Annotated in this window: 27 protein-coding genes; 18 read left to right on the forward strand and 9 right to left on the reverse strand. The window is 47.3% G+C overall.

The features are described 5' to 3' along the window. Positions 1-126: 126 nt before the first annotated feature. Positions 127-846, reverse strand: coding sequence for a metal ABC transporter ATP-binding protein (locus IQ263_RS09825; RefSeq protein WP_194067256.1), 720 nt, complete (start codon positions 844-846; stop codon positions 127-129). Positions 847-935: 89 nt separating this feature from the next. Between IQ263_RS09825 and IQ263_RS09830 the strand changes: the two genes are divergently transcribed. Further along, the gene (locus tag IQ263_RS09830; RefSeq protein ID WP_194067257.1) at positions 936-1,958 is read left to right on the forward strand and encodes a metal ABC transporter solute-binding protein, Zn/Mn family; all 1,023 of its coding nucleotides are present in this window, start codon (positions 936-938) and stop codon (positions 1,956-1,958) included. 336 nt (positions 1,959-2,294) lie between these two features. Here the strand turns inward: IQ263_RS09830 and IQ263_RS09835 are convergent, their stop codons facing one another. Together IQ263_RS09835 and IQ263_RS09840 are read right to left on the reverse strand one after the other, a co-directional pair. Next, entirely contained in the window at positions 2,295-2,558 is a 264-nt protein-coding gene (locus IQ263_RS09835; RefSeq protein ID WP_194067258.1) for a DUF7219 family protein, read from the reverse strand. A 272-nt stretch (positions 2,559-2,830) separates the two neighbouring features. Next, the gene (locus IQ263_RS09840) at positions 2,831-2,998 is read right to left on the reverse strand and encodes a metallothionein (protein WP_194067259.1); all 168 of its coding nucleotides are present in this window, start codon (positions 2,996-2,998) and stop codon (positions 2,831-2,833) included. Between the two features lie 146 nt (positions 2,999-3,144). On the opposite strand from IQ263_RS09840, the gene IQ263_RS09845 reads away from it, so the two are divergent. After that, a complete protein-coding gene (locus IQ263_RS09845) occupies positions 3,145-3,555 on the forward strand; it encodes an ArsR/SmtB family transcription factor (RefSeq protein ID WP_194011987.1) in 411 nt (136 codons plus the stop codon). 487 nt (positions 3,556-4,042) lie between these two features. On the opposite strand, the gene IQ263_RS09850 is transcribed toward IQ263_RS09845, so the two are convergent. The 4 genes from IQ263_RS09850 to IQ263_RS09865 all read right to left on the reverse strand — a co-directional run bounded on the left by IQ263_RS09850 (position 4,043) and on the right by IQ263_RS09865 (position 5,737). Continuing rightward, positions 4,043-4,243 carry a heavy-metal-associated domain-containing protein gene (locus IQ263_RS09850; protein ID WP_194067260.1) on the reverse strand — a complete coding sequence of 67 codons (201 nt, stop codon included), beginning with the start codon at positions 4,241-4,243 and terminating at the stop codon, positions 4,043-4,045. Positions 4,244-4,433: 190 nt separating this feature from the next. Next, positions 4,434-5,198: a sulfotransferase domain-containing protein gene (locus tag IQ263_RS09855; RefSeq protein ID WP_194067261.1), complete on the reverse strand. Its 765-nt coding sequence runs from the start codon at positions 5,196-5,198 to the stop codon at positions 4,434-4,436. 22 nt (positions 5,199-5,220) lie between these two features. Continuing rightward, the gene (locus IQ263_RS09860; RefSeq protein ID WP_194067262.1) at positions 5,221-5,478 is read right to left on the reverse strand and encodes a hypothetical protein; all 258 of its coding nucleotides are present in this window, start codon (positions 5,476-5,478) and stop codon (positions 5,221-5,223) included. Between the two features lie 52 nt (positions 5,479-5,530). Beyond that, positions 5,531-5,737 (reverse strand): hypothetical protein, encoded by a 207-nt coding sequence (locus IQ263_RS09865; RefSeq protein WP_194067263.1) that lies wholly within the window; start codon positions 5,735-5,737, stop codon positions 5,531-5,533. A gap of 32 nt (positions 5,738-5,769) precedes the next feature. Here IQ263_RS09865 and hpsA point away from each other — a divergent pair, with 32 nt between their 5' ends. The 12 genes from hpsA (at position 5,770) to IQ263_RS09925 (ending at position 17,052) form a co-directional block, all read left to right on the forward strand. Next, complete coding sequence (gene hpsA, locus IQ263_RS09870) at positions 5,770-10,680, forward strand: hormogonium polysaccharide biosynthesis protein HpsA (protein WP_194067264.1); 4,911 nt, start codon at positions 5,770-5,772, stop codon at positions 10,678-10,680. Positions 10,681-10,712: 32 nt separating this feature from the next. Next, positions 10,713-11,324, forward strand: coding sequence for a hormogonium polysaccharide secretion pseudopilin HpsB (gene hpsB / locus IQ263_RS09875; protein WP_194067265.1), 612 nt, complete (start codon positions 10,713-10,715; stop codon positions 11,322-11,324). Between the two features lie 65 nt (positions 11,325-11,389). After that, a complete protein-coding gene (gene hpsC / locus IQ263_RS09880) occupies positions 11,390-12,487 on the forward strand; it encodes a hormogonium polysaccharide secretion pseudopilin HpsC (protein WP_194067266.1) in 1,098 nt (365 codons plus the stop codon). 3 nt (positions 12,488-12,490) lie between these two features. Continuing rightward, complete coding sequence (locus tag IQ263_RS09885; protein WP_228049930.1) at positions 12,491-13,162, forward strand: pilus assembly FimT family protein; 672 nt, start codon at positions 12,491-12,493, stop codon at positions 13,160-13,162. A gap of 59 nt (positions 13,163-13,221) precedes the next feature. Then, positions 13,222-14,289 carry an SGNH/GDSL hydrolase family protein gene (locus tag IQ263_RS09890; protein WP_194067267.1) on the forward strand — a complete coding sequence of 356 codons (1,068 nt, stop codon included), beginning with the start codon at positions 13,222-13,224 and terminating at the stop codon, positions 14,287-14,289. 365 nt (positions 14,290-14,654) lie between these two features. Then, on the forward strand, positions 14,655-15,296 hold the full coding sequence (locus IQ263_RS09895) for a prepilin-type N-terminal cleavage/methylation domain-containing protein (RefSeq protein WP_194067268.1): 642 nt from the start codon (positions 14,655-14,657) through the stop codon (positions 15,294-15,296). A 268-nt stretch (positions 15,297-15,564) separates the two neighbouring features. Then, positions 15,565-15,870: a hypothetical protein gene (locus IQ263_RS09900; protein WP_194067269.1), complete on the forward strand. Its 306-nt coding sequence runs from the start codon at positions 15,565-15,567 to the stop codon at positions 15,868-15,870. After that, positions 15,842-16,033 carry a hypothetical protein gene (locus IQ263_RS09905; protein ID WP_194067270.1) on the forward strand — a complete coding sequence of 64 codons (192 nt, stop codon included), beginning with the start codon at positions 15,842-15,844 and terminating at the stop codon, positions 16,031-16,033. Before IQ263_RS09900 ends, IQ263_RS09905 begins: the two co-directional genes overlap by 29 nt. Next, on the forward strand, positions 16,005-16,193 hold the full coding sequence (locus tag IQ263_RS09910) for a hypothetical protein (protein WP_194067271.1): 189 nt from the start codon (positions 16,005-16,007) through the stop codon (positions 16,191-16,193). Before IQ263_RS09905 ends, IQ263_RS09910 begins: the two co-directional genes overlap by 29 nt. A gap of 49 nt (positions 16,194-16,242) precedes the next feature. Beyond that, positions 16,243-16,563, forward strand: a complete 321-nt coding sequence (locus tag IQ263_RS09915) for a hypothetical protein (protein ID WP_194067272.1) — start codon at positions 16,243-16,245, stop codon at positions 16,561-16,563. Then, positions 16,560-16,889 carry a hypothetical protein gene (locus IQ263_RS09920; RefSeq protein ID WP_194067273.1) on the forward strand — a complete coding sequence of 110 codons (330 nt, stop codon included), beginning with the start codon at positions 16,560-16,562 and terminating at the stop codon, positions 16,887-16,889. The genes IQ263_RS09915 and IQ263_RS09920 overlap by 4 nt, the downstream gene beginning before the upstream one ends. After that, positions 16,864-17,052, forward strand: a complete 189-nt coding sequence (locus IQ263_RS09925; RefSeq protein WP_194067274.1) for a hypothetical protein — start codon at positions 16,864-16,866, stop codon at positions 17,050-17,052. Before IQ263_RS09920 ends, IQ263_RS09925 begins: the two co-directional genes overlap by 26 nt. 152 nt (positions 17,053-17,204) lie before the next feature. Here IQ263_RS09925 and IQ263_RS09930 read toward each other — a convergent pair whose 3' ends face one another. Together IQ263_RS09930 and IQ263_RS09935 are read right to left on the reverse strand one after the other, a co-directional pair. After that, positions 17,205-19,082 carry a peptidoglycan D,D-transpeptidase FtsI family protein gene (locus tag IQ263_RS09930; RefSeq protein ID WP_194067275.1) on the reverse strand — a complete coding sequence of 626 codons (1,878 nt, stop codon included), beginning with the start codon at positions 19,080-19,082 and terminating at the stop codon, positions 17,205-17,207. A gap of 264 nt (positions 19,083-19,346) precedes the next feature. Further along, complete coding sequence (locus IQ263_RS09935; RefSeq protein ID WP_194067276.1) at positions 19,347-19,928, reverse strand: hypothetical protein; 582 nt, start codon at positions 19,926-19,928, stop codon at positions 19,347-19,349. Between the two features lie 379 nt (positions 19,929-20,307). Here IQ263_RS09935 and IQ263_RS09940 point away from each other — a divergent pair, with 379 nt between their 5' ends. The 4 genes from IQ263_RS09940 (at position 20,308) to IQ263_RS09955 (ending at position 23,543) form a co-directional block, all read left to right on the forward strand. Continuing rightward, the gene (locus IQ263_RS09940; protein ID WP_228049931.1) at positions 20,308-21,540 is read left to right on the forward strand and encodes an RNA-guided endonuclease InsQ/TnpB family protein; all 1,233 of its coding nucleotides are present in this window, start codon (positions 20,308-20,310) and stop codon (positions 21,538-21,540) included. Positions 21,541-22,208: 668 nt separating this feature from the next. Then, complete coding sequence (locus IQ263_RS09945) at positions 22,209-22,415, forward strand: serine protease (protein WP_194067277.1); 207 nt, start codon at positions 22,209-22,211, stop codon at positions 22,413-22,415. A 118-nt stretch (positions 22,416-22,533) separates the two neighbouring features. After that, positions 22,534-23,205, forward strand: coding sequence for a glutathione S-transferase family protein (locus IQ263_RS09950; RefSeq protein ID WP_194067278.1), 672 nt, complete (start codon positions 22,534-22,536; stop codon positions 23,203-23,205). A 197-nt stretch (positions 23,206-23,402) separates the two neighbouring features. After that, positions 23,403-23,543, forward strand: coding sequence for a helix-turn-helix domain-containing protein (locus IQ263_RS09955; protein WP_228049932.1), 141 nt, complete (start codon positions 23,403-23,405; stop codon positions 23,541-23,543). Positions 23,544-23,651: the final 108 nt, after the last annotated feature.

Here is a 23,651-nt window from a genome sequence, read left to right on the forward strand (position 1 = left end):
TATAGAAGAAGGAAGTTCGGCAACGGATTTAACGGATGATGGAAGATGATTGAACCGCGAAGACGCTTTAGGCGAAGCCGCGCGTCAGCGCTAGGACACGAAGGAAGAAGGAACTTCCCCTTTGTCTCACGCTGCAACTAAGCTGAAATCGTATCCATAGGCTTTTTGAATATTGGTTGCGGTGAGGACTTCCCGGCTGGTTCCAGCGGCAATTAATCGTTTGTTGAGTAACAATAAATTATCGTATTGTTTTAAGGTTTCTCCTAAATCGTGGCTGATTACTAGCAAGGTTTTATTTTCGGCTTTGAGTTCGGCAAAAATATCGAAAATAATTTCTTCTGTTGCTTTGTCGATCGCATTAAATGGTTCGTCGAAGAAGAATAAATCGGCTTGTTGGGCGATCGCCCTTGCTAAGAAAATCCGCTGCTGCTGTCCCCCGGAGAGTTCGCCAATTTGCCGCGATCGCAAATCCCACATTCCCACCCGCAGCAAAGCAGTTTTCACCAATTCCTGCGACTGCTTCGAGAAACTGCGAAACCAACCAGTCTGGACAGTCCGCGCCATCATCACCGCATTTTGCACAGTAATCGGATAATCCCAGTCAATTTGCGATCGCTGCGGCACATAAGCCACCCGCGACAACTGTTCCTTCAACAACCGCCCCTGATATTTTACCAAACCCCGACAGGTCGGGATCAATCCCAGCATCGCTTTCACCATCGTGCTTTTCCCCGCGCCGTTGGGGCCGAACACCCCCGTTAATTGTCCGGGTTCTAACTGGAAATTCACGCTGTTGAGGGCCGAAATTCCTCGATAATTCACAGCCAAATCTTGCACTTCTAACATAATTCCAGATTTTGAGAACGATTCTTGTTCGTAGCTACTAGAATAGGATAACTCTAAAAGTAATAACGATTATCATTCCAGAGGTAAAAATGTTACAAAGATTGACCGGAAAAACCCCCAGATTCTGCGGTGCGGCGGTTTTGGCAATGGGTTTCGGGCTGGTTGGGTGCAGTTTGGGCCCCCAAGCCAGCAATTCCACGCCCCAAAGTAAGGGCTCCAACTTGCCGAAAGTCGTCGCCACCACTGGCGTTATCTGCGATATAACGAAGGAAATAGCCCAAAGTTCGATCGACACCACCTGTCTAATTAAGCCCGGAGAAGACCCCCACGCCTACCAAACCAAGCCAGAAGACCGCAAAGCCATTGAAACGGGCAATTTGCTTTTATACGGTGGCTACAACCACGAACCAAGCATCATTAAATTAATTAAATCCAGCAGCAATCTCGCACCCAAAATCGCCGTACACGAACTCGCCGTTCCCAAACCGCTAATGGGCGAACACGAACACGAACCGGGGGAAGAAAAAGCAGAACAAAAATCCCCAGCCACCGACGAAAAAGTCCCCGACCCTCACGTTTGGCACAATCCTCAAAATGGCATCCGCATGGTAGCAATAATTCGCGACGAATTGATCAAAGTTTCCCCAAAAAATGCTCAACTTTACACCACAAATGCCGCCAAACTAACAAATGATTTAATAAAAATAGATACTTGGATTAAAGCACAAATTGCGACAATTCCGGCCAACCAACGCAAATTAGTCACAACTCACGATGCACTGAGTTACTATGCCAATGCTTACGGCTTAGAAATTGCTGGAGCTTTGCAAGGAGTGACCACAGAAGAACAGCCCGCAGCAGCAAGAATCGCGGAATTATCATCAGAAATTAAGACTGCAGGAGTGCCAACAATTTTTGTAGAAACCACAACTAATCCCAAGTTAATGGAGACTGTAGCGAGGGAAGCCCATGTCAAAATTTCCGACAAAGAACTTTATAGCGACGAGTTAGGAGGCCCCGGCACCGGTGCTGATACCTACGAAGGAATGCTAAAAACTAATACTTGTGCAATTACTTCTGGACTCGGCGGCAATTGTACTTTGCTCCCCTAGGGCGTGCATCGCGCACCACAAACTTGCTGAGCAAGCAATTACATTTACTGTCATTGCGAGGTTGGTGAAACACAGGGAAGCAATCGCAGAATTTATCGATATATAGCCTTTCTGTGCTCTGGTATGAGGTACTATGCGGCATAGGGCATAGGCCTCCGTGGGCATACCTCACAATGCTTGATAACCGCTATAGCTTAAAATTGTTGGTGTGCAGTGCAAGCCCTACGGTTAAGCTACGTGCGCCCGAAAGCTCCCTACATTTGCTGAGTGCACAGCAAAACGCAGCTATCGCAATCGCAGGGGTTTTCGATTGCACTTGCTGCATCTGCGGTGAATTTAAGGCGAGTTTTCCTCATCATCGCTAGTGGGGGGGTTTTGGCCAATTCCCAATTGCTTCTTAGAGGATTTTAAGTTTTTCCAAAGAGCCTTAATATCTTTATAAGCTTTCTCCGCGCTAATCTTTCCTCCTGTTTCCAGCGAGCAAATATAAGTTATTTTCTGAGCAAACTCCTGCAAGTTGGCATTAAATGCCAAGTTTTCTGGCGTAAAATCACCGTAGTAGCGATTGCGAGGATGTAAAAAATCTTCCCGCTCTTTCATAGGCCCCTCCTAATTCAAATTTTGGTTCTGTCTCTGCTATTAATAGCAGTCTTTGCACTTAGTATCGCGACGCTAACTTACTCTTATTGTATTCCGCTGGCAACAATTTTGCTTTTTCGCTTTGTACTTAGCCGGTCAAGGGAATTTTAACCTTTAATTACCCGTATTTTAACCTTAAGTTAACCTAAAAGCACAAAAATTGGGAAATGCGCTGTTCGCATCTCCCTTGAGATATATTTTACGGTTAGTGAACCTATTCTGAACCGAAATATTTATTTGTGGCACTCGCAGCCTGTGTGGCCGCAGCCCTTGCCGTTAGGATGCCCGTCAGCACAAGCACTGCAACAATAGTGCTTGCCGCTTTTTTCGACGGCTTCTGTGAGGGTGACAACGCACAAACAAGAAGGACAGGCGCATTTCATTTGGTTGACGGTGGTCATTTTACTTTCTCTTGGTGGGTTTGTTTCGCTCTACTAATATGTGAACATATATTCAGATTTATGTCAAGGAAAGGTCAAAGTTTTGTAACAAAAGGTAAGCGAATAGCGCTAATATGAAAATGAGAATTAAAACCAGCCGGGGAAAGATGTCACCGAAGTCTGCTGTTAACGGAGCGATCGCTCAGCCCGATCGAAAAAATGATACACCAATGTGCGATCGCCCGCATATAGTTGACAACGTCCGGGCTGGAGAAATGCAAACACAGGTGCTCAACACGGCAAAAGCTCAGCGCATGGCAGAGTTTTTCAGTCTTTTGGGAGATGCGAACCGGCTGCGGCTGGTGTCGGTGTTGGCAAATCAAGAATTGTGCGTGTGCGACTTGGCGGCGGCTTTGAGTATGAGCGAATCAGCGGTATCGCACCAGTTGCGGGCGTTGCGGGCGTTGCGGTTGGTAAGTTATCGCAAAGTTGGGAGACAAGTTTTTTATAGTTTACTCGATCGCCACGTTTTAGAACTGTATCGAGCAGTCGCCGAACATTTGGACGAAGAATCTTAATTAGTCAGTAGTCAGTAGTCAGTAGTCAGTAGTCAGTAGTCAGTAGTCAGTAGTCAGTAGTCATTAGTCATTAGTCAGTAGTCAGTAGTCAGTAGTCAGTAGTCAGTAGTCATTAGTCAGTAGTCAGTAGTCAGTAGTCATTAGTCAGTAGTCATTAGTCATTAGTCAGTAGTCAGTAGTCAGTAGTCAGTAGTCAGTAGTCAGTAGTCAGTAGTCATTAGTCAGTAGTCAGTAGTCAGTAGTCATTAGTCATTAGTCATTAGTCATTAGTCAGTAGTCAGTAGTCAGTAGTCAGTAGTCAGTAGTCAGTAGTCATTAGTCAGTAGTCATTAGGAATTCTTGTCGGGGCGGATTTTGTAGGGACGAGTTCACAGATATCTTTGATGCACATCGAAAATACTTATAAACTCGCCCTCCCCAACCAAAGATTTATCTAAGCGATTATGTTTAAAACGGCCCCGACTAGAAACCAGGGCTGATCCCGATCTTATGCTTCGACAACAGTGTGACCGCAAGCAACTACAGCCTGTTTAATAGACTCTTCCGAGGCTTTGGCATCCACGGTGACAGTCTTGGCTGCTATATCTACATCGATTTTAGCATCGGATTCAACTGTTTTGATGGCTTCGGTAATAGTGGTTCCGCAGCCGGCACAGACGATGGAGGGAACATGAAGTTTGAGTGGCATAATTAAACCAGATATTGTAGATTGCAGGATTTATTCTGCTTTTATTTTAACCTGATTTCGGTGGGCTTTCATAATATTTGTTGAAAGTTTAGCTGCGGGTAGAGAGTCAGGCATTACTTTTTGCTGTCTCAGCAGTGGGCTTTCGGTGCAATTCCGGCTGGGGTTGAAAACCCCGGTCGGATTGATGATTTTAGTCCCAGCCGAAGTCTCGATCGCACAATTGAGCTAATCTCTGATTGTGCGATCGATAATACGCCTTCAATTGCTCGTATACTTTCTCGTCCACGGGCGAATATTGGGTAGCATTGTGTTTTTGGTAGGCTTTGAGTTGGTGCGGCGGCAAGCCTAGAAATTCTAACACGCTGTTGTACGTGACTGCGGGATTGGTATATAAATCTTCGCTTTTGAGGATTAAAAGTTGTTCTTTAGGAAATAGTTTCATCCAAGCAGGGAGTTGGTCGGCGTAGATGCCGCGGCTTAAATAAGAGTGGTGTTGGTGTTCGTAACTAAAGTAAGTTGGGTCGGCTAGGAGTTTTTCTAGTTCGCCTTTTAGTCTTTCGGGTTCTAGGGCGATCGCCTCTTCAAAAGATAGCGATTCGTATTGAATTTTGATATAGTAATAGTAGTGGGAAATTGCGCGGTCTACAGGGTTTCTCAGCAATACTATTAATTTGACTTCTGGACATAAGTCGTAAATTCGCTGGGGAACGTGGGGGTGAAAAATGTAATAGGGGCTGGCTTCTCCGGTGATTTTGTGTCCGCGTTCTGCTGCTGTGGGAAATTGGGAGTAATACCATTCTGGGCCTTTGTCGAATTGGAGGTCGAAATAATGTATTTCTTTGACGGCGGCGGGGGCGATTTGGGGATGTTGGGTGAGACCGGCGTAGAGGGATGTTGTGCCGCCTTTTTGAGCGCCAATGATGATGAAATGTGGGGGATTTGGGGTTGGTTTCACAGTTGTTGAATTTTTGTAGTTCTTAATAATCGATCGCCATTTTAATACCCAGCGTAAAAAATTGTTGCTGCCCTAGGGTCGATCGACCTCCTAGGGACTGGCCACCGCGCCCGAAGCCTGTCAACTTAACTCGAAAATTAACCCGAAAAACCGCAAACCGTCGGGGAATTAATTCCCTGCCGGACTTGCCGGACTGCGGATTTGACGAAGTTGTTAATAAACCGTATTTTATCAAATGCGCCCCAGCGATGAATTGGAAACGATCGCGATCGCACTTCAACAGCGATCGAAATCACTTTAGGGCTGAACGCTGACAATAGGATAGAACTAGACTAGAGTGGAGTTACCCAGCCCAAATCCTTGCGGAGCAAATCTTTGGGAAAAAAATATATTGCCTGCGAGTTCGATCGCCCGTTTGTCGCTTTTATTTTTTCGCTAAAGTGCACATTTTGTAAATTTCTGCAAGGGTTGATATGGATGTTGTGGAAATTGGGAACAATAAAGGTGGGATCGTACTGTTGAGCAGTATCTACCGGCAATACCATCTCTGAAATTATTCAGGAAGGCGTCAATGTTTAAAAGCAAATTATCCAAAGTTATCGTAGTGCTGTTGCGGCGGATTGCTGGTGTTACCAGATCCGGGGCGAAACGGCTGATGAGAGCAATGCTGCAAGCCCTCATGGCTATGAGCCGCCGGGCAAAACTGCCGGTGGCTGGTTTTGTGTTGCCGACGGTGACGATGGTGTTGCTGGTAGTGATCTTGTTGACGGTGGCGATTACTCTGCGATCGTTCGATCGGGCAAATACGGCCCGTAACGTGCGCGTGAACCAGCAGGTGCTGGCGGCCGCGACTCCCGCGATCGATCGGGCAAAAGCCAAAATTGAATATATGCTGCTGGAAGACCCGCAAAGGCCGACGGCAACCCCATCCGATGATGAAATGTACCGGATTATGTCGTCGGCTTCTGGGCAGGATCTTTATACATTCGGGGGTGAAGAGCGACTGACAGTTAAGTACGATCTCGACGGGAATGGTACACCCGCTCCCTTTGACCCTGCGAACCTAAATGCCCTCACAGACGAACAGATCAATACTGCTTGGAGATATCGCGTCGATACCGATAAAGACGGCATAGAGGATACTTATACAATCTACGGGATATTCTTTCGCTCTCCAACACGTGACCGTGACAACAATTTCACAAGAGCGAGAAAGCCGTTAGAAGCAAGAACACCTCCAATGTCGATCGGCTCGCTCAAAAAAGGGTGCGAGGCGGCGGCTGGTACTAGCGCTAGTTTGGTCGGAGACTCTGGTTGGTACAAAATAGATGGCAGGCTCAAAAAAAGCTTTTTTGTTTACACGGTCAATGTGCCGATAGCGGGACAATTCAAAGGCACTCCCAGCGTTTCCGCTCTAGAATACCAGCAAGACCAAAGCCGCATTCCCCTTAGCAATAATGCGGTGGTGTATGAAGATGATTTGGAAATATCTCCCGGCCCCTCGTTAAATCTCAACGGGCGGATGATGACAAATAGTAATCTGGTCGTGACGGTTACTAGGTCATCAGGAGAAAAATTAGAGTTATATCAAGTTAGCAGCAAAGATTCCTGTTTCTACGAAGAAGAAAACAGCAAAATAATTGTTGGCGGCAATGTAGTTAACGGGTGGTCGGGAAGTAATGACTTAAAAGTTCCTGTCCAAGTACACCTGTTCAAAAAAGGTGATAGTTCAGATTATCCAAAAATAAACCTAACCATTAGTGACCAGAATCGATCTACAAGCAATAACCCTTTAGACGTAATCTATAACAACCAAGCTTTCGCCGATCGCATCGCGGCATTAGTAAGTGAACGGATCGGACCAGTCGGGAGTGAAACCAGTCCCCTTACCGATCCAATTTCAGTCCAAAACGCCCAACTAACAATCGCAGGCTCTCCCGGACAAACACGGAAACAAGCGCTGGAAGAGTATTTTAAGCTGAGAACTAGGAAAGTTCCCTTTGCTGAAATAAAAATTGATGAGAAGGGAACTAAAGGCGAGACTACGACTTTGGAGGTTAATTCAGGGGAGGGTCTACGACCCCTAACTAAATGGGCCAAGCCAGAAGATGCCACAACCAAGTTAAGTCTCAAAGACACTCAACTAGAAGCAAAAAACCCTGAGCCTCCACCTGAAGAAGAAACATACATCGGCGATCGAGTAGTGGCGGGTAACAACTTGCCTTCCCTACTTTGGGACAACACCAAAAACCAATTTGTCAGCGCGTCGCAACCATTAGGAAAGTGGACTGATACCAATACTATTGCCCGCACACGATCGTCCCAGGTGACTAAGTTCTCTGACGTCGGGGCCACAGACCGCAACGGTTTTTGGGAAAAAGCATCAGCCCAAATACCTAAAACTCCCCTTGACGGTATAGGTGGTCTGCGGATAATTACCAGTGCAGGAGTGTACGATCGCACAACTTCTTTTCTGCCACCGCCTAGCTGGATAAAGAGTGATGGTACTCGGGTAAGCGGACCCGCAAAGATCGGCGATCCGTTGACTTCCAGCAATACTTACGACGACCCAGAAACTACGGGGGCGGGGGCTGTAGAGCAATACCCCGTCGTCTGGCCGGACTCCATGCCGATGTCACCGCTGGGACCGGGATCGAAAGTATATGACAATGTTGCAGGCAAATGGATTAACTGGCGAACAGCGACAATGCCTAGTGTTCCACCCGAAGTAGTCGCAGACGAAAACGGTAATGGGCTAACACCGGCAGCAACTCCGTCAGCCATTGACCCCAGCACGCCCCAGTTTGCCAAAGGCGATTTGCGGATGCGAGCATCGGCAGTTTATCACTATGCAAACAGCGGCTACAAGCAAGGTGACACTCCTAAACAAACCCCATTTGCCTGCGTCAGCAGTTACTACGACCCCAGTACGGCACTGACAGCGAGAAATATAACTGCAGTGGCTGATGTCAGTGGAGATCTAGCACTTCCTGCAGCAACCCGCCCTACAAGTACAAAAATCGGCTCTCACAACGGCATAGTTTACAACTTCCCAGGACGACCAACGCTTGCAGGACCTCTCCCAGTCACTAACGGCTTGTTGACCGGTGGCGACCCAATTTATACCGCGCAAGCCAACTACGTCTTCCCTGACGGTAGGTTTGCCAACAAGCCTTTGAGAGAGGCGCTGCTAAAAGCTGAAGCCGATCGCAATTTGGCGCACTTAGCAGCGATCGACTCTACGGCTTGCGCTTTGAATATTTTGAAGACGCCTGGTGCTAGCACTGCAATTCCTGCTGGGGCTATTCAAGAAGTAGCATTTTTGAATGGTAGAGAAATCAAGGCAATAGACGCGGACAATACCACCACAACGGTAAATGAAGAGTTTACGCTCAGCAGTCCCTTGCCTGTTACTACTCCACCCACTGCCCCCGCTGCAATATTGAGAGGGAATTACAACCTGCCGCTCGAAGAACGGCAGCCCCTAGAAGTTCGAGCAACCCAGTTGAATATACAGGCTCTGCGGCAGAAAGAATTTACTGGAACTAACGGGCCAGCGCCGGCAAAAGAGTATTTACTGCCAAACAGCGGGATTATTTATGCCAGTCGGGATGACGCGCTGCCCGATCGAAGTGCTCGAAGTGCTGATGAAAATAGCGATAAATTAGTCAGTCCCACAGATTCTCTGCTCGACCCCACCCGCAAGCCCAACGGAATTTTACTCATCAACGGTCAATCGCTATTCCGCGACATAGCAGGCCCGGTAAGGCCAACTACTGTGGCAGACGTGGTTAGGGAAAAAGGTCTGACTTTGGTATCAAATTTGCCAGTTTATATCAAAGGAGAATTTAACAAACACAACCAACAAGAGTTCAAAAACGACACGATACCACTAGATTGGAGTAAGTTTTACTCAAAAAATAATGAGCGTGGCGCTCTCAATCCTAATTTTGCTTGTCGTGCAGGCGACCCCAGACTTAAGGATTGTACCACTGGTGATAATTGGCGTCCCGCCACGGTACTAGCAGATGCTATAACCCTGCTCTCAAAAGACTACCGCTTTGGCTTCCGCAACGAAGGGGATTTTGATCTCAGAAATAATGCGGGCGCTGCTGCTGTAAAACCTAGGAGAGAACAAGGTTTTTATCACAACAATTTTGTTACTAACGGTCTCACTAGCGGAGCATTCTTAAGTGACGGCAAATTGTTCTCTGGTACGGGTACAGCACTCATAGATTCTGCCTATGCAACTCCCCAGTTGAATAGTTCTTACTTCAACAACTTTGTCACCCCTGTTCAACGGCGCGGAAATTTCCCAGAGTATTTGATGGAAACTTGCATAAAACTGCCGGTTTCTGAATGTACCGAGGCCGACTGGTTCGTCGATCCGTTTACGCCGGTCTCCGCCACACAGACAGGGCGAAAAGTTTCTGATGTAATTGGCTCGACACCCACATACAATCCAACTACCCGTTCAAGTACCTATAAAGCTGGCACAACAGCCGATCCTCCGATTCCAGAATTACAGCGATTCCCCCGTCGCGTTGCATTCCCAAGAACTGCTGGCAATTTGGATGGAGGGGAAACTCCACGACCTTACGGCATTGATGGCACAACAGTCAGTTCTACTACTCCTGCGACATCAAAAGCTAATTCTCTGTGGTTCGCCACAACAGCAACAGCAACTGATACTTCTGTAAATTACGATAAGGATCGATTACCGTTTGTGGTCAACAGAAATTTGAAGGAGTGGAATGGTAAAGATTTGCCAGCTTTATTAGCAACTGCCACCTACCAGCCGCTGCTGATGCCAGTCTTACAGCTCCAAACGGTGGGACCGGCGATAGGCAAGCCAGATCTACCCGATGGTGGTACGGTAGTCAAAAAAACTGGGTGGCTACCGAGAGCTGAATCGACAAGTTTCCATCTGATCGTAGGATCGGGGGACAGTCCTTCCCGAGCTCTGGATGCTGCTAATACCACCGGTGAGTCCAACGGTGGTCTACAAAATTTGCCCCGCTTTTTGGAAAGCTGGCAAATCGATGATAAGGATAGTTCAACCGACATCAAGGGTTCTTTTGTCCAACTAAATCGTAGCGCCTACAGCACGGCTCCTTATCAGCCAATTCTGCCGACGACACCACTAAAAAGTTTGTTTGAGCGACCAACGACTCCACCAATTGCTTACACCGCTCCCGACAAAACATATAGAACTGATAATGTAGGAGGTCGCGTTCCCTATTTATTCCCACCACAACGGGATTGGGGTTTCGATGTAGGCTTGCTATCTCAGCCACCTGACTTGTTTAGCCAAAGATTTACCACTCCTCCCAAACAGACTCAGCCAAATGAGTATTTCCGGGAAGTAGGTCGCGATGACGAGTGGGTAAAAACTTTGATGTGTGCTGAAGTTGCATCCCCCCCTAGTACCAAGGCTGTAGATCCTCCTTTCAGACCAACTGATTGTCCTTTTCCCGCCTGAATTTCCGTCGCGCAATTACTGGAGTCCTACTTATGACTAAGCCCAAACAACAGCAAAATTTATCCCAGTCCCGAGACGGTGGCTACACGATTATCGAGTCATTGGTAGCGATGATTGTAGTATCGGTGCTGATGATCGCGATCGCCCCCGTGATGGCCTTCTCAGTAGCGACTCGCGTACAAGCGCGGCGCGTGGAACTGGCCACACAGGCGGCGAGGGCTTACATCGACGCTCTGAGGACGGGAGCGATTAAACCGACAGATGGGGAGTTTCCCGCAGCAGATCCTGCTGTTCCTCCTGCTATTCCTGCTGCTCCTGGATCTGTTGCCAATTTGTACTGCGTTGACTTGGATGAAAATCCTGGTTGTACTGGCAACAAAGATTTTCGTGTTCAGGGTGTGCGGCAATCATCTGTTGTAAGTGCTACTAATCTAGATGCGAAAAAAGTGGGCTACGGTTTGATTGTGCGGGTTTACAGAGCCGATGCTACTGGCACTTTGACACCTACAGGTCAATCTATAGTTGGAGCGGGACTTGGAAATCCCAAGGCACCCTTAGTAGTAATGAGTACAGAAATTCCTCCTGCCCCAGAAGGCGGGGCTTCATCCTATCGATCCATTTGTACTCGAACCGGGGGCTGTTAATAACACTCGCAGGAACTTCGATCAAATTAAAATCGCTCCCCCATTTGACAAAGGAAACAGTCAAAATGAAAATTTTACTCAGGTTGCTTCTCAAAAATCAGCACCCGCGAAACCGTTCCGGGCAAGCTCAAACAGACAAGGGTATGACTCTGGTTGAGCTATTGGTGGGAGCGATTATGGCATTTTTAATCATCACCCCCATGCTCGCCTTTGTAGTCGATATGTTGAATACCGACAGGAGGGAACAAGTAAAGTCAAATACTGAGCAAGACATTCAGGCCGCCGTTGATTTCATCGCCCAAGATTTGAGCCAAGCTATTTATATTTACGATAATAATCCCGCTACTGTCAGCACTGCCACCACTACCGCTACAGGTATCCCTGCACTTTTAGCGGGAAATTTTATCCCCCCCCCAGACGCAACTAAAGCTCCAATTTTAGTATTCTGGAAACGGCAACTGATTAAAAATGCGGTTCCTGTTAATGCCACGTTGACTCCTAAACCAAGTGATTGTAAACCAGGCGAACTAGCGGGTAAAGCAGGTGAGTGCAATGATACTTACGTACTATCATTAGTCGCTTACTACCAGTTGAAAGACCAGCAAAATACCTGGTGCCAGCCTTCAGGAGGCACCTGTCCTACCCGTATTGCTCGCTATGAAATTAGGGATGGAGTTAAAAACCCAAACCCAAGTTCCTCCGATCCCGCCAATCCTTATTACACTGTTGATCCAACAGAAGCCGCAGCACCAAATAAAGCTTTTAATAAAGAATTTGACATTAGCAAGCCAACAGAAAAAGTGACGATGGGAAGTACACAATTTATCAATCCTGAAGTATTAGTTAATTACATCGACCACAGCCCCAAGCAACTTGATGTTGCGGAGTGTAAAAATGCTCTCGGCACTCCCAAAATTCAAATAGGGTTAGCCGCACCGACAGATGTTCCAGAAGACACTCTAAAAGTAACCGACTCAGCCTCAACAACTATCACCAATAGCTTTTACGCTTGTGTTGATAATGCGAGAAACTTAGCCAGAGTAACTATCAGAGGAAATAGCCTCCGCCGCCTTCAAACCGATGCTGGTTATGATGCTAAGAAAGCGGCCTATTTCCCAACAGTAAGCGTGCAAGTACAAGGTCTAGGTGCGCGAGGAAAGTAACTGATGGCTGAAACACATTTCCGAATCGCCCTCAGCCGATCGCCCAAACAGGAGAAAACTATGAAAACCCCACCAATATTATTAAAATATTTGCATAACTTAACCGCCAAAGCCCGCCCAAATTTCCACAAAACTGCATCCAAAAAGAACGATGCAGGATTCACCCTTATAGAAGTGCTGATCATAGTCCTGATTTTAGGTATATTTGCTTCGATCGCCGCCCCAAGCTGGCTGGGATTCATCAACAGACAAAGAGTCCGCACAGTCAACGATCGAGTCTTCCAAACCCTGCGAAGCGCACAAAGCGATGCTAAGCGAACTAAGAGTGATCGAGTAATTACATTCCTTCCTACTGACCCGCCAACAGCGACAATTAACACAGTTCCAGCCCCAACCACTCCTCTACAAACAGTGACTTTCGACGCTGGAGGCGAAATTAAAGCCGGACAAGTTAAACTCACGCACAATGCAGTTAGCCTAACCCCTGCCAACTCGATTGTTTTTAACTACCAGGGAAATGTGAATGAACTTCCCCCGGATCCAGTAGATACAACTAATAAACGATTAGTAGTGACAGTTTCTGCTGTTAACGGCGGTGGTAAGCAATGTGCAATAGTCGAAACTCTCATAGGAGGGATGAGAACTGCTGAAGGGGCTGAGTGCACGACGCCCTAGTTTTTAATAAATTTCATCGTTCATGAGGATATGTCTAATACATGAGAATCGCTAATCATATGATCGATCTCCCTTTAGTAGCATTTATAATTTTTTTATTGGTAATTATTGTTGTCACAAAGAAACGCCTTAAAAATGACGAGTTCTACACATTAGTTATTAGCATACTACTATCTTTTCTATTAGCAGAAGGAGTTTGTAGATTGTTAAATATAGGCGATTCTAGGGTAGTTATATGGAAGGAGGAACTTGCTCAAGGAGAAATATATGCCTATAAACCCAACCGAAAGTTATTATATACTTACCCAGACAATCCTCGAAGATATTTTAACGAAAAGAATGAAGTATCAGGAACCATAAATGCCAAAGGATTTCGCGGCAAAGATCTAGAATTTGATAAACCTAATGGTATCACCAGGATAGCATTCCTCGGTGATTCTTTTACCCTTGGGATTGGTGTAAAAGATAACGATACCTTGCCAGTAAGTTTTGAACGCGCAATACAATCCAAACATCCTAAAACACAGGTTCTAAATTTTGGAATTTCAGGAACATCCACGAAAGAACAAATCAAGTTGCTTGAGGAATATGTAATAAAATTCCAACCAGACGTAGTAGTAATCGTAGTATTTTTGAATGATGCAGACAGAACAGGAACAGTTAACTTTATGTCTAGACCAAAGGTACTAGCTCAAGTTAGAAATAATTCGTTTTTTATCAACGCTTTGATCGGTAGCATTGAAAAACCTATTCTATATCAGCAGATGATTCGTCATTACCAAGATGGTTATTTAGAAAATAGCCCCGGTTGGCAAACAATGAAAACTGCGCTCAGGACAGGAAAAACGCTATCCGAAAAACAGAATTTTCAGCTTGTAGTTACAATATACCCGGTACTCTTTAAACTAGATAATAGTTATCCATTTACGCATATTCACAAAACAATAGAAGACTATTGTGCTTCTTTAAAAATTCCGTTTTTGGATTTATTTAATGGATTCGTTGGTCAAAATGATTCCAAGCTTTGGGTACACAAAACCGATCAACATCCCAATGAAGTAGCAAATAAAATTGCTGCCGAAGAATTATCAAAATTCTTTGATAGCAACAACTTGATTAAAAAGTAGTCAACCAAGTGCGCTCGAAGTATTGACGTCATTTCCATAGAGGCCTTGGTAAGGGGCGATCGCTATTTTAGCGCCTGCCCTAGATCGGCGGGGGGTTCAAAACCCCCGGCTGATAGCGTAAGTCCTCTCTAAGAGGACTTTAGAGGCGATAGGGGCGATACCAGGCTACCACCTTCTTCAGTCGGTTTCAACCGACTTCTGCTATGAGACGGGGGTTTAAACCCCCTGCGGGCGATCGGGTCGATGCCAATTATGTAAATTTTATTTAAGCGCCCTATACATTAACCAAACTCAAGAACTAAAATAAATAAAAAATAGCGCCTCCTAGCTATTTTTTTGAGCTAAATATCAAGGAGTGCATTGACGTGTCAATACATAAAACGCTCAAAGGCAGAACCGCTGCATCTGCCGCAGGTTTTACAATGATTGAAATGTTGATAATTATAGCAATAGTGGGGATATTTTGTGCGATCGTCACCCCCTCTTGGCTAATGTTCATCAACAACCACCGTTTGAATGTATCAGTCGATCGGGCTTATTGGGCAATGGAATTAGCCCAAAGCAACGCCAAACGCGACAAAATAGCATGGCAAACCAGCTTCAAAGAAGTAGTAGGAAAAAACGTACAAGTAGCAATCCACCCAGCCGATATTACCCCAGCCCAACTACCAGCCCACCAATGGAAAAACCTAGAACATCAAATTCAAATACATACAGCTATAAACGACAAAGGAGGATATGAGACAACACTGCTCAAAGTAGATGAAAACAACAAACCCACAGACAAGGGAACAATCCGGCGGGTCACGTTCAACTTCCGAGGTTGCGCCGTTTATAAGGGTAGCGACGAATGCGGCCAAACAAGCCTAGAAGCAAAAGGGAGACTAACACTATTCCATCCCGATTTAAAAAATAGCGAACGCTGCGTCATCGTCTCTACACTTTTAGGACATCAACGCATCTCCCAAAGACAACGCACAGCTCAAGACAAAAGATATTGCTACTGAGCTCTAGGGTGCGTCAGGGAAAACGATATTACCCACAGTCAGGAGACGGCAGTACCGTGTCCCTACAAATGGGGCGATCGATCATTTTGTGGTAGGGAAACGGCATTGCCGTGTCCTCCATCGCCCCACCGGGCGATCGTTATATTCGATCGCCCGATCGATTTTACCCATTACCCAAAATCAGGAGACGGCAGTGCCGTGTCCGTACAAATTGGGTGATAGTTACATTCCATCGGGCGATCTATGATTGTGAGGTAGGGAAACGGCATTGCCGTGTCCTCCATCGCCCCATCGGGCGATCGTTATATTCGATCGGGCGATCGGGCAATTCGATCATCCAATCCGGTTAATTTCACCCATTACCCAAAATCAGGAGACGGCAGTGCCGTGTCCCTACAAATGGGGCGATAGTTACATTCCATCGGGCGATCGATCATTTTGGGGTAGGGAAACGGCATTGCCGTGTCCTCCATCGCCCCACCGGGCGATCGTTATATTCGATGGGGCGATCGATTTTACCCATTACCCAAAATCAGGAGACGGCAGTGCCGTGTCCCTACAAATGGGGCGATAGTTACATTCCATCGGGCGATCGATCATTTTGGGGTAGGGAAACGGCATTGCCGTGTCCTCCATCGCCCCACCGGGCGATCGTTATATTCGATGGGGCGATCGATTTTACCCATTACCCAAAATCAGGAGACGGCAGTGCCGTGTCCCTACAAATGGGGCGATAGTTACATTCCATCGGGCGATCGATCATTTTGGGGTAGGGAAACGGCATTGCCGTGTCCTCCATCGCCCCACCGGGCGATCGTTATATTCGATGGGGCGATCGATTTTACCCATTACCCAAAATCAGGAGACGGCAGTGCCGTGTCCCTACAAATTGGGTGATAGTTACATTCCATCGGGCGATCAATAATTGTGGGGTAGGGAAACGGCATTGCCGTGTCCTCCATCGCCCCACCGGGCGATCGTTATATTCGATGGGGCGATCGGGCAATTCGATCGGGCGATCGGGTTAATTTCACCCATTACCCAAAATCAGGAGACGGCAGTGCCGTGTCCCTACAAATTGGGTGATAGTTACATTCCATCGGGCGATCGATCATTTTGGGGTAGGGAAACGGCATTGCCGTGTCCTCCATCGCCCCACCGGGCGATCGTTATATTCGATCGGGCAATTCGATCGGGCGATCGGGTTAATTTCACCCATTACCCAAAATCAGGAGACGGCAGTGCCGTGTCCCTACAAATTGGGTGATAGTTACATTCCATCGGGCGATCGATCATTTTGTGGTAGGGAAACGGCATTGCCGTGTCCTCCATCGCCCCATCGGGCGATCGTTATATTTGATCGCCAGATCGATTTTACCCATTACCCAAAATCAGGAGACGGCAGTGCCGTGTCCCTACAAATTGGGTGATAGTTACATTCCATCGGGCGATCGATCATTTTGGGGTAGGGAAACGGCATTGCCGTGTCCTCCATCGCCCCATCGGGCGATCGTTATATTCGATCGCCCGATCGATTTTACCCATTACCCAAAATCAGGAGACGGCAGTGCCGTGTCCCTACAAATTGGGTGATAGTTACATTCCATCGGGCGATCGATCATTTTGTGGTAGGGAAACGGCATTGCCGTGTCCTCCATCGCCCCACCGGGCGATGGTTATATTCGATCGGGCGATCGATTTTACCCATTACCCAAAATCAGGAGACGGCAGTGCCGTGTCCCTACAAATTGGGTGATAGTTACATTCCATCGGGTACGATTTTACCCGTTACCCGAAATCAGGACACGGCGCCGTGCCGTTTCCCTACAAATTGGGTGATGGTTACATTCGATCGCGCAATCAATTATTACCCGTTACCCGAAATCAGGACACGGCACTGCCGTTTCCCTACTTAGTCGGCGCAATCTTCTCAATATTAATCAGCGCCTCCATCACCGACTCCACAATCGGCGCCGCCACCACACCCCCCGAACCGCCCTTGGGCTCATCAATCACCGCCAGCACCACATACTTAGGAGCTTCCACAGGCATGATCCCCACAAAGCTAGTAATAATCGCCTTGTGAGAATAACCCCCCCCAGCATTAGCTTTTTGAGCCGTGCCCGTTTTCCCAGCAATCCGATAGCCGGGAATTTGTGCAGCTTTCCCCGTACCGCCATCCACCACAGTTTCCATCATTTCCAAAACCTGCTTAGTCGTTTCCGGCGAAAACACTTGCTTCGGAACAGCCCTCGGAAGCTTCCAAAAAGCTTGACCGTCGCGATCGAAAAGTCCCCGCACAACATGAGGAGTTACCAACTTACCACCGTTGGCCAAAGCTCCGTTAAGCTGCACCAACTGTATCGGAGTAATCGAAAAACCCTGACCAAAAGCAGTAGTAGCAACTTCCACCGGAGAATTAATAAATTGCTCTCGATTTTTAAGCTGACTCGTTACTTCAAAAGGCAAATCACTTCCTGCAGTTTGTCCCAGTCCAAGTTTTTCTAAAGCTTGATAGTAAAGAGAAGGTTTCATGCTTCTCATTACGTGCACCATCCCCACATTACTCGAATGTTTCAAAATATCTGTCACCGTAGAACGCCCGCGAGCGCCTGCTTGTTGGTAATCGGAATTTTGGATAGTCCAGCCATCAATATAAATCCGACCTTCGTCGTTAAATACAGTGTTAGGTTTGACCGCACCAGCTTCTAGGGCGATCGCCACATTAATCGCTTTAAAAGTCGAACCAGGCTCGTAAACATCAGTTACAGCCCAATTTTTATAGCGCGACAAATCGAAATTAAAATATTGATTTGGGTCATAGGTAGGTTCCGCTACCATTGACAACAATTCCCCGTTGCGGGCATCCATCACAATCACCGCCCCCCGCTTCGCCCCGTATTCCTTCATTTTGTCCTTGAGAGCAATCCGCGCCGCCCGCTGCAAGCGACTGTCGATCGTCAGTTGCAACTTCAAATCATCTAGCTGCACAAAACCAGCCGTCAGCCGATCGGGCACCCAATGTCCGTCGATCGACTTGCTAAATTGAATCGACGGCATCGATCGTTCCAGCAAATTCTGCTGACTGTACTCTACCCCAGCTTGTCCCTTCCGTTCCCCATCCACATAACCCAAAACATCCGCCGCCAACTCCTGCTGCGGGTAAAAACGCTGCTGCTGTCGCACCAACTCCAGCCCATCCACGGGAGTATGTTTAATTTGCATCCGCCCCACGCGATCGGCCACCTCTTGAGCCAGAGAATCGGCAATTGTAATACCCGTTTCGCCCAGATTAAACCGGCGCAGCAGTTCAGTTTCCGGCGTATTGCCCGGATTTCGTTCGATCGGCAGCATCGGAGCCAAGGTAGCGGCAACTTCAGCCTTTGTATGGTTGAACAGCTTCGGGTGAGCGTAGAGCGTGTACACCTGTCTGTCGATCGCCAAAACATTGCCCGCGCCGTCAACAATCGGGCGTCTCGGCACAAACGGCTTAGACTTGAGAGTTTGCTGCTGCTCGGCCTGTTTCCGCAGCGCCGGAGCCCGCGTCACCTGCAAATAAAACAAATTCACAGCCAACCCCAGCCCCCCCAGCATCAACACCGCCCACACAGCCCACAAGCGAAACTTGCTGCGTTTTAAACGCTCTAGGGGTGGCCGAGGCTGCCTGCTAGCAGTAGCAGAAACTCTAGGTTTGGCTGGTTGGCCCCACCAAGTGCCATCCCTCGACGCTTTTGGACGTTTAAAGTTCGGCGATCTGTAGCGGTCAAAACGGGGATCGTAGCTCATATAGCCTTTCTCAAAAAGGTGAGGAGTTGAGATTTTAGATTTTAGATTTTAGATTTTAGATTCTTCCACTTCACGAGGGAACAAGTTTGAGTAAAAAGCATTTTTTATTATAGTGCGAGCTTCCCCGCTCGCGTATTGTACTCGATCGGGGGAAGACGCTCATAGGAGAGCTCGAACTAGAAACCTGTTTTCTGGAAACGTTGCTATTGTGCTGTTTCAGGGGTGCTTCCTTTAACCGACACATCTGCAATGCCAAGATCGACCTCAATAGCCCAGTGGCGTTTCCTCGCCCGATCGATCCTTGATAGCCGGTTCTTCAGAATTTGGTGCCACCACACCGGGCGATCGGCGATCGGGAACCGGTTGCAAGAAAATCGTATCCGCAGGCTTCTGCGGCATCAAACCAGTTTCTGGGTTTTGGGCTTCCTTAGCAAGTTGGTGTTTCAACACTTCGCTAGCAGCAGTCAACTGCTGTTCGCGGAGTCGCAAAGTTTCCAGCTTTTGATACTCCTGACTCCACCGCTGCTCGCTGTAGACAGTCAAACCGTAGAGACTCAGAGCACCCCCTAAAAGCAGAAGCGCAACCGCTGACGAGGCGCGCTCCACCCGCAAAAGAGACCGGAGCCACATCGGCTGCCGCTGACGGTCGGGCATCACTTTCAGCACCGATGCTTCGGCGCGAGGCCGTGGCTGTGCCTCGGCGACCTCGTAGTTGGGCAATTGCGGCCCTGTCTTTGCCCGTCTAGCTCTAGCAATAGAAGTAACTTTGCTGTTGGGTTTCTCTGGGGCGGGCTTGTTGGTCGATCGAGAGCGGCGAGAATCCACGGATCTAATAGCAGCGGTCATAGAGTTCACCAATACGTAAAGTTGGTCAGTTTCAGCTTTATTAAGGCTAGGAGTTTTTTTTGTTGTCGATCGTGGGCGAGTGCCAATTGGCACAATCTCGAATCGATCTGTTATCGAAAAATTTGGTTTAAAACCTCCCCCTTGTTAGGGGAACTTTTAATTTATAACTTATTCAGTTTCAGTTTACCGCTGTCTCTTGCCGGAGGCAACAGCAAAAGCCTGTGGATCTTCAACTAGACAGCAGGAGTCGGGCCCTCTAACTGTACTCCGTTGAGTGCCGGGAGGAATGCGCGCGAGGCCTGACTGCCGAGCAAATCTTTGATTCCTGTTGCAATATTAGTTTTCACCAGATACGATAACACCAGAGTTTGTGAAGAAAATGTCCCAAGTGATAACCGCCAAGCTAAAACTCAAACTGACAGCCGAGCAAAAAGCTTTGGTGTCTCAGACTACTTTAGCCTACCGAGATGCCTTGAATTACACTTCACAAGTTGCTTTTGACGCAGGCAAAACCAGCAATGGTGCTAAGCTGCAAAAAGCGGTCTACAACGAATTGCGGGTGAGATTTGGGCTGGGAGCCCAAATGGCTTGCAACGTACCCAGACAAGTTTCTGGAACCTACAAAACTCTGTGGACTAAGGTAAAACAATCTAACGATGCTATTGCTTCATGCTACACTAAGAGACGGTATAAAGGGTTAGACAAAGCCCCCAAATATATATCTCGAACTTGTACCCTAAATTATCAGCGCGACTACTCTTTTAAAACCGAAAGGCGAGTTAGTATTATTACTCTCCAGGGCCGAATAGTAGTTTTGTATGATGGCTACAACAAGCATTTAGACTTAATTGCCAATGGCGCAAGGATTGGAGCAGCTAAAATTGTCTATCAGCGTTCCTCCAAAATATATTACCTGATGGTAAGTATTGAAGTAGAAACACCTGAAATTAGCCCACTGAAAATAACGAGAGTCTCTGGTGTTGACGTGGGTATGCGCTACTTAGCGGTGGAAACAGACTTACAAAATAAGTCTAAATTCTACTCAGGGAAGGAAGTTAGACACAAAGCTAACCGCTACCACAAAGCACGGATGACTCTTCAGCGTAAAGACACTCGTTCAGCGAAGCGAAGATTAATCGCTTTGTCTGGGAGAGAGAGACGGTTTATCGCTGATGTGAACCACCAAATCAGTAAAAATATTGCCAAACCTAACACCCTGATTGGACTAGAGAACCTCACCGGAATCCGGGACAGGACTAGGACAAAATCGGGTAACAAGGCAAGCAAAAAGAGGCGAGTAGCTAATCGAAACAAAGCTAAATGGTCATACTCCGAATTGCACGGGTATATCGACTACAAAGCCCATCTAAATGGTTCGTTAGCAACGAAAGTTCCGGCTCATTACACGTCGAAAAGTTGTCCTAAATGTGGACATACTTCGGATGGCAATAGGCCGAAAAAAGGACTATTGTTCCGTTGCGAATGTTGCAGTCATGAGTTACACGCTGATTTGATTGGTGCGCGAAATATTGCAATGAGAGCGTTGCTTGTCCGGCAAGACTGGACGAGTACGGGGAGCTTGTCAGCATCCTTGCGATGTATCGAGCGGTGAAACCAAAGCTGAGATTCTTTCTAGATTCTCGGAATTGCGGTGGAGTTCAGATACAAGCCCACATTATAGCGGTACTCCGCTTGGTGATGGGTAGTTGACTATTTCGGAACTATAACAATCTGTCGATCGATTTAAATAACTGCTTCCCAGACTCTTTTGGGGAGCCAATATCACTCTTGAAGAGCCTCGCTTGGTACAAGGTAGGCTCTTCCTCGCCTGTGGGCCATGCTTGCCCTCGAACTGGTAACGAGTCAATAATTTAGGATTGCCATAGCATTTCGTACCGTGGGGCAGGCGGGAACCTTAAAAGCCTCTGGAGACATCGACACTCTCCATTGACTCAGGAAATTCCTCGCCGGCATCGCCGAGTCGCCGAAAGAGGAAACCCAGAGAGCGATCTTGCGAATCTCCGTGCCTTTAGCGATCGTGATGATGTCAATAAACATACCTGATCAACCAACTAACCCAGCCTGCGATCGGTCACTTTGACTTGAGAATTTGCAAAAAAAAAATAAATCTTTGCCGGTTCCCCAGAATCTATGTGAAATTAATTAACAAATGCAGTATTGTAATCAACGAGCGAATCGTCGATCTATTCGTGCCAGCATTGTTTCTCAAGTACACTATTCCCTTCCTTGCGATGGGTTTTGAATGTTTAAGGAGTGTTTATGAACAAGGGATTAATTCGTTTGACTTTGGTAGTGGGCTTGGCAGCAGCCCTCGGAGCCTGTGGCGGTGAAACCACCACTACTCCTACTCCCGGCGGTACTGACACCACTACTACTCCTCCTCCTGTTACTTCTCCAGTACCGAAGGAATCTCCAAAAGCTACTCCAGGCGCTGGTGCAACAGTTGCCCCTAAAAAGTCTCCCTAACTATAGCTATATCGGAGTCTAGGCCCAACCAGCCTAGCCTGCGGGTGAAAAAGGTTTGCTCCTCGCATTTTTTCATCTCCTCAGTCTAGGCCTCAAGTTGGGTGTTAATTTTTGTGTGATGCTTTTACTACAGTTCAGTACCTCCCCTTACTGTCGCAAAGTCCGCTTAGCGCTCGGTTACAAGGGCATTCCCTTTCAAGTCGAAAATTTGACTCCAGGCCTCCACGTTTTGAAACTCAAGCCTCTGACGGGGGGTTTGAGGACAGTGCCGGTACTGTTGCCTCAACTCGAAGGTCAACCCTCGGCGATCGCCGACTCTACACAAATTTTGCACTCGATCGAGTCTCGCTTTCCATCGCCGCCGCTGTTACCCGCAGACGAGAGTTTGCAACTAGAGGCTTGGACGATCGAAGACTGGCTCGATGAAAGCATCGGCATCGCTACTCGATTTGTTTACTACGAGTTTCGCGCCGGTGCGGGCAAACAAATTGACCCCTCTGTTTTAAGCCAATTAGTAATTCAATTGGCGCGCCGCCAGTTCGGTATTAACCCAGCCTCAGCAAAACTCGCCCAATTGCGGCTGAGTGCTGCTTTAGATTTTTTGCACCTGTGCTGGCAGGATGGTGCTTATTTGGTAGGCGATTCCTTGAGCGTGGCAGATATTACTGCTGCCGCCCTGCTGAGTCCTTTAGCTTTGATTCCTCAATACCGCACTGACTATCCTTGGCTGTTCGATCGCATTGCCCAAATCCACGAACTTTGCGGCGAAACCCTGCCTCCAGGATTTTAAAATCTACCTGTCGGGCGATCGCCCGTGCCTAAAAATTCCACTTATCTTAGCAGGCGGGAAGACCCCCGCTCTATCTGTACCCAGATGAGCGACGGGATGAAAGCCGCGTATATTTAGTAGACTCAATACCTACTAAATATACATTTACTGGAATACTTATTGCAAGTAAATCCTGTTATAATAACTCTATGCTAAGCATGACTTACCACTATCGCATATATCCAAATGCCACCCAACAGGAAAAACTGTCTGGGTGGATGGAAACGTGCAGAGTGGCTTATAACTATGCGTTAGCAGAGTTCAAAGACTGGTGTAATAGCAGGGTAAACGCATCTTAATTTCAACCTAAAACATGATAAGATGAAGTATTGGGCTAAATCAAGTGCGTAATTAGGTGCGATGGATGGCAAAAGGGTTTACTTCGACTTTAACTGCCCAACAAAAAA

The sequence above is a fragment of the Tychonema sp. LEGE 06208 genome (genome assembly GCF_015207505.1).
GTDB lineage: Bacteria > Cyanobacteriota > Cyanobacteriia > Cyanobacteriales > Microcoleaceae > Microcoleus.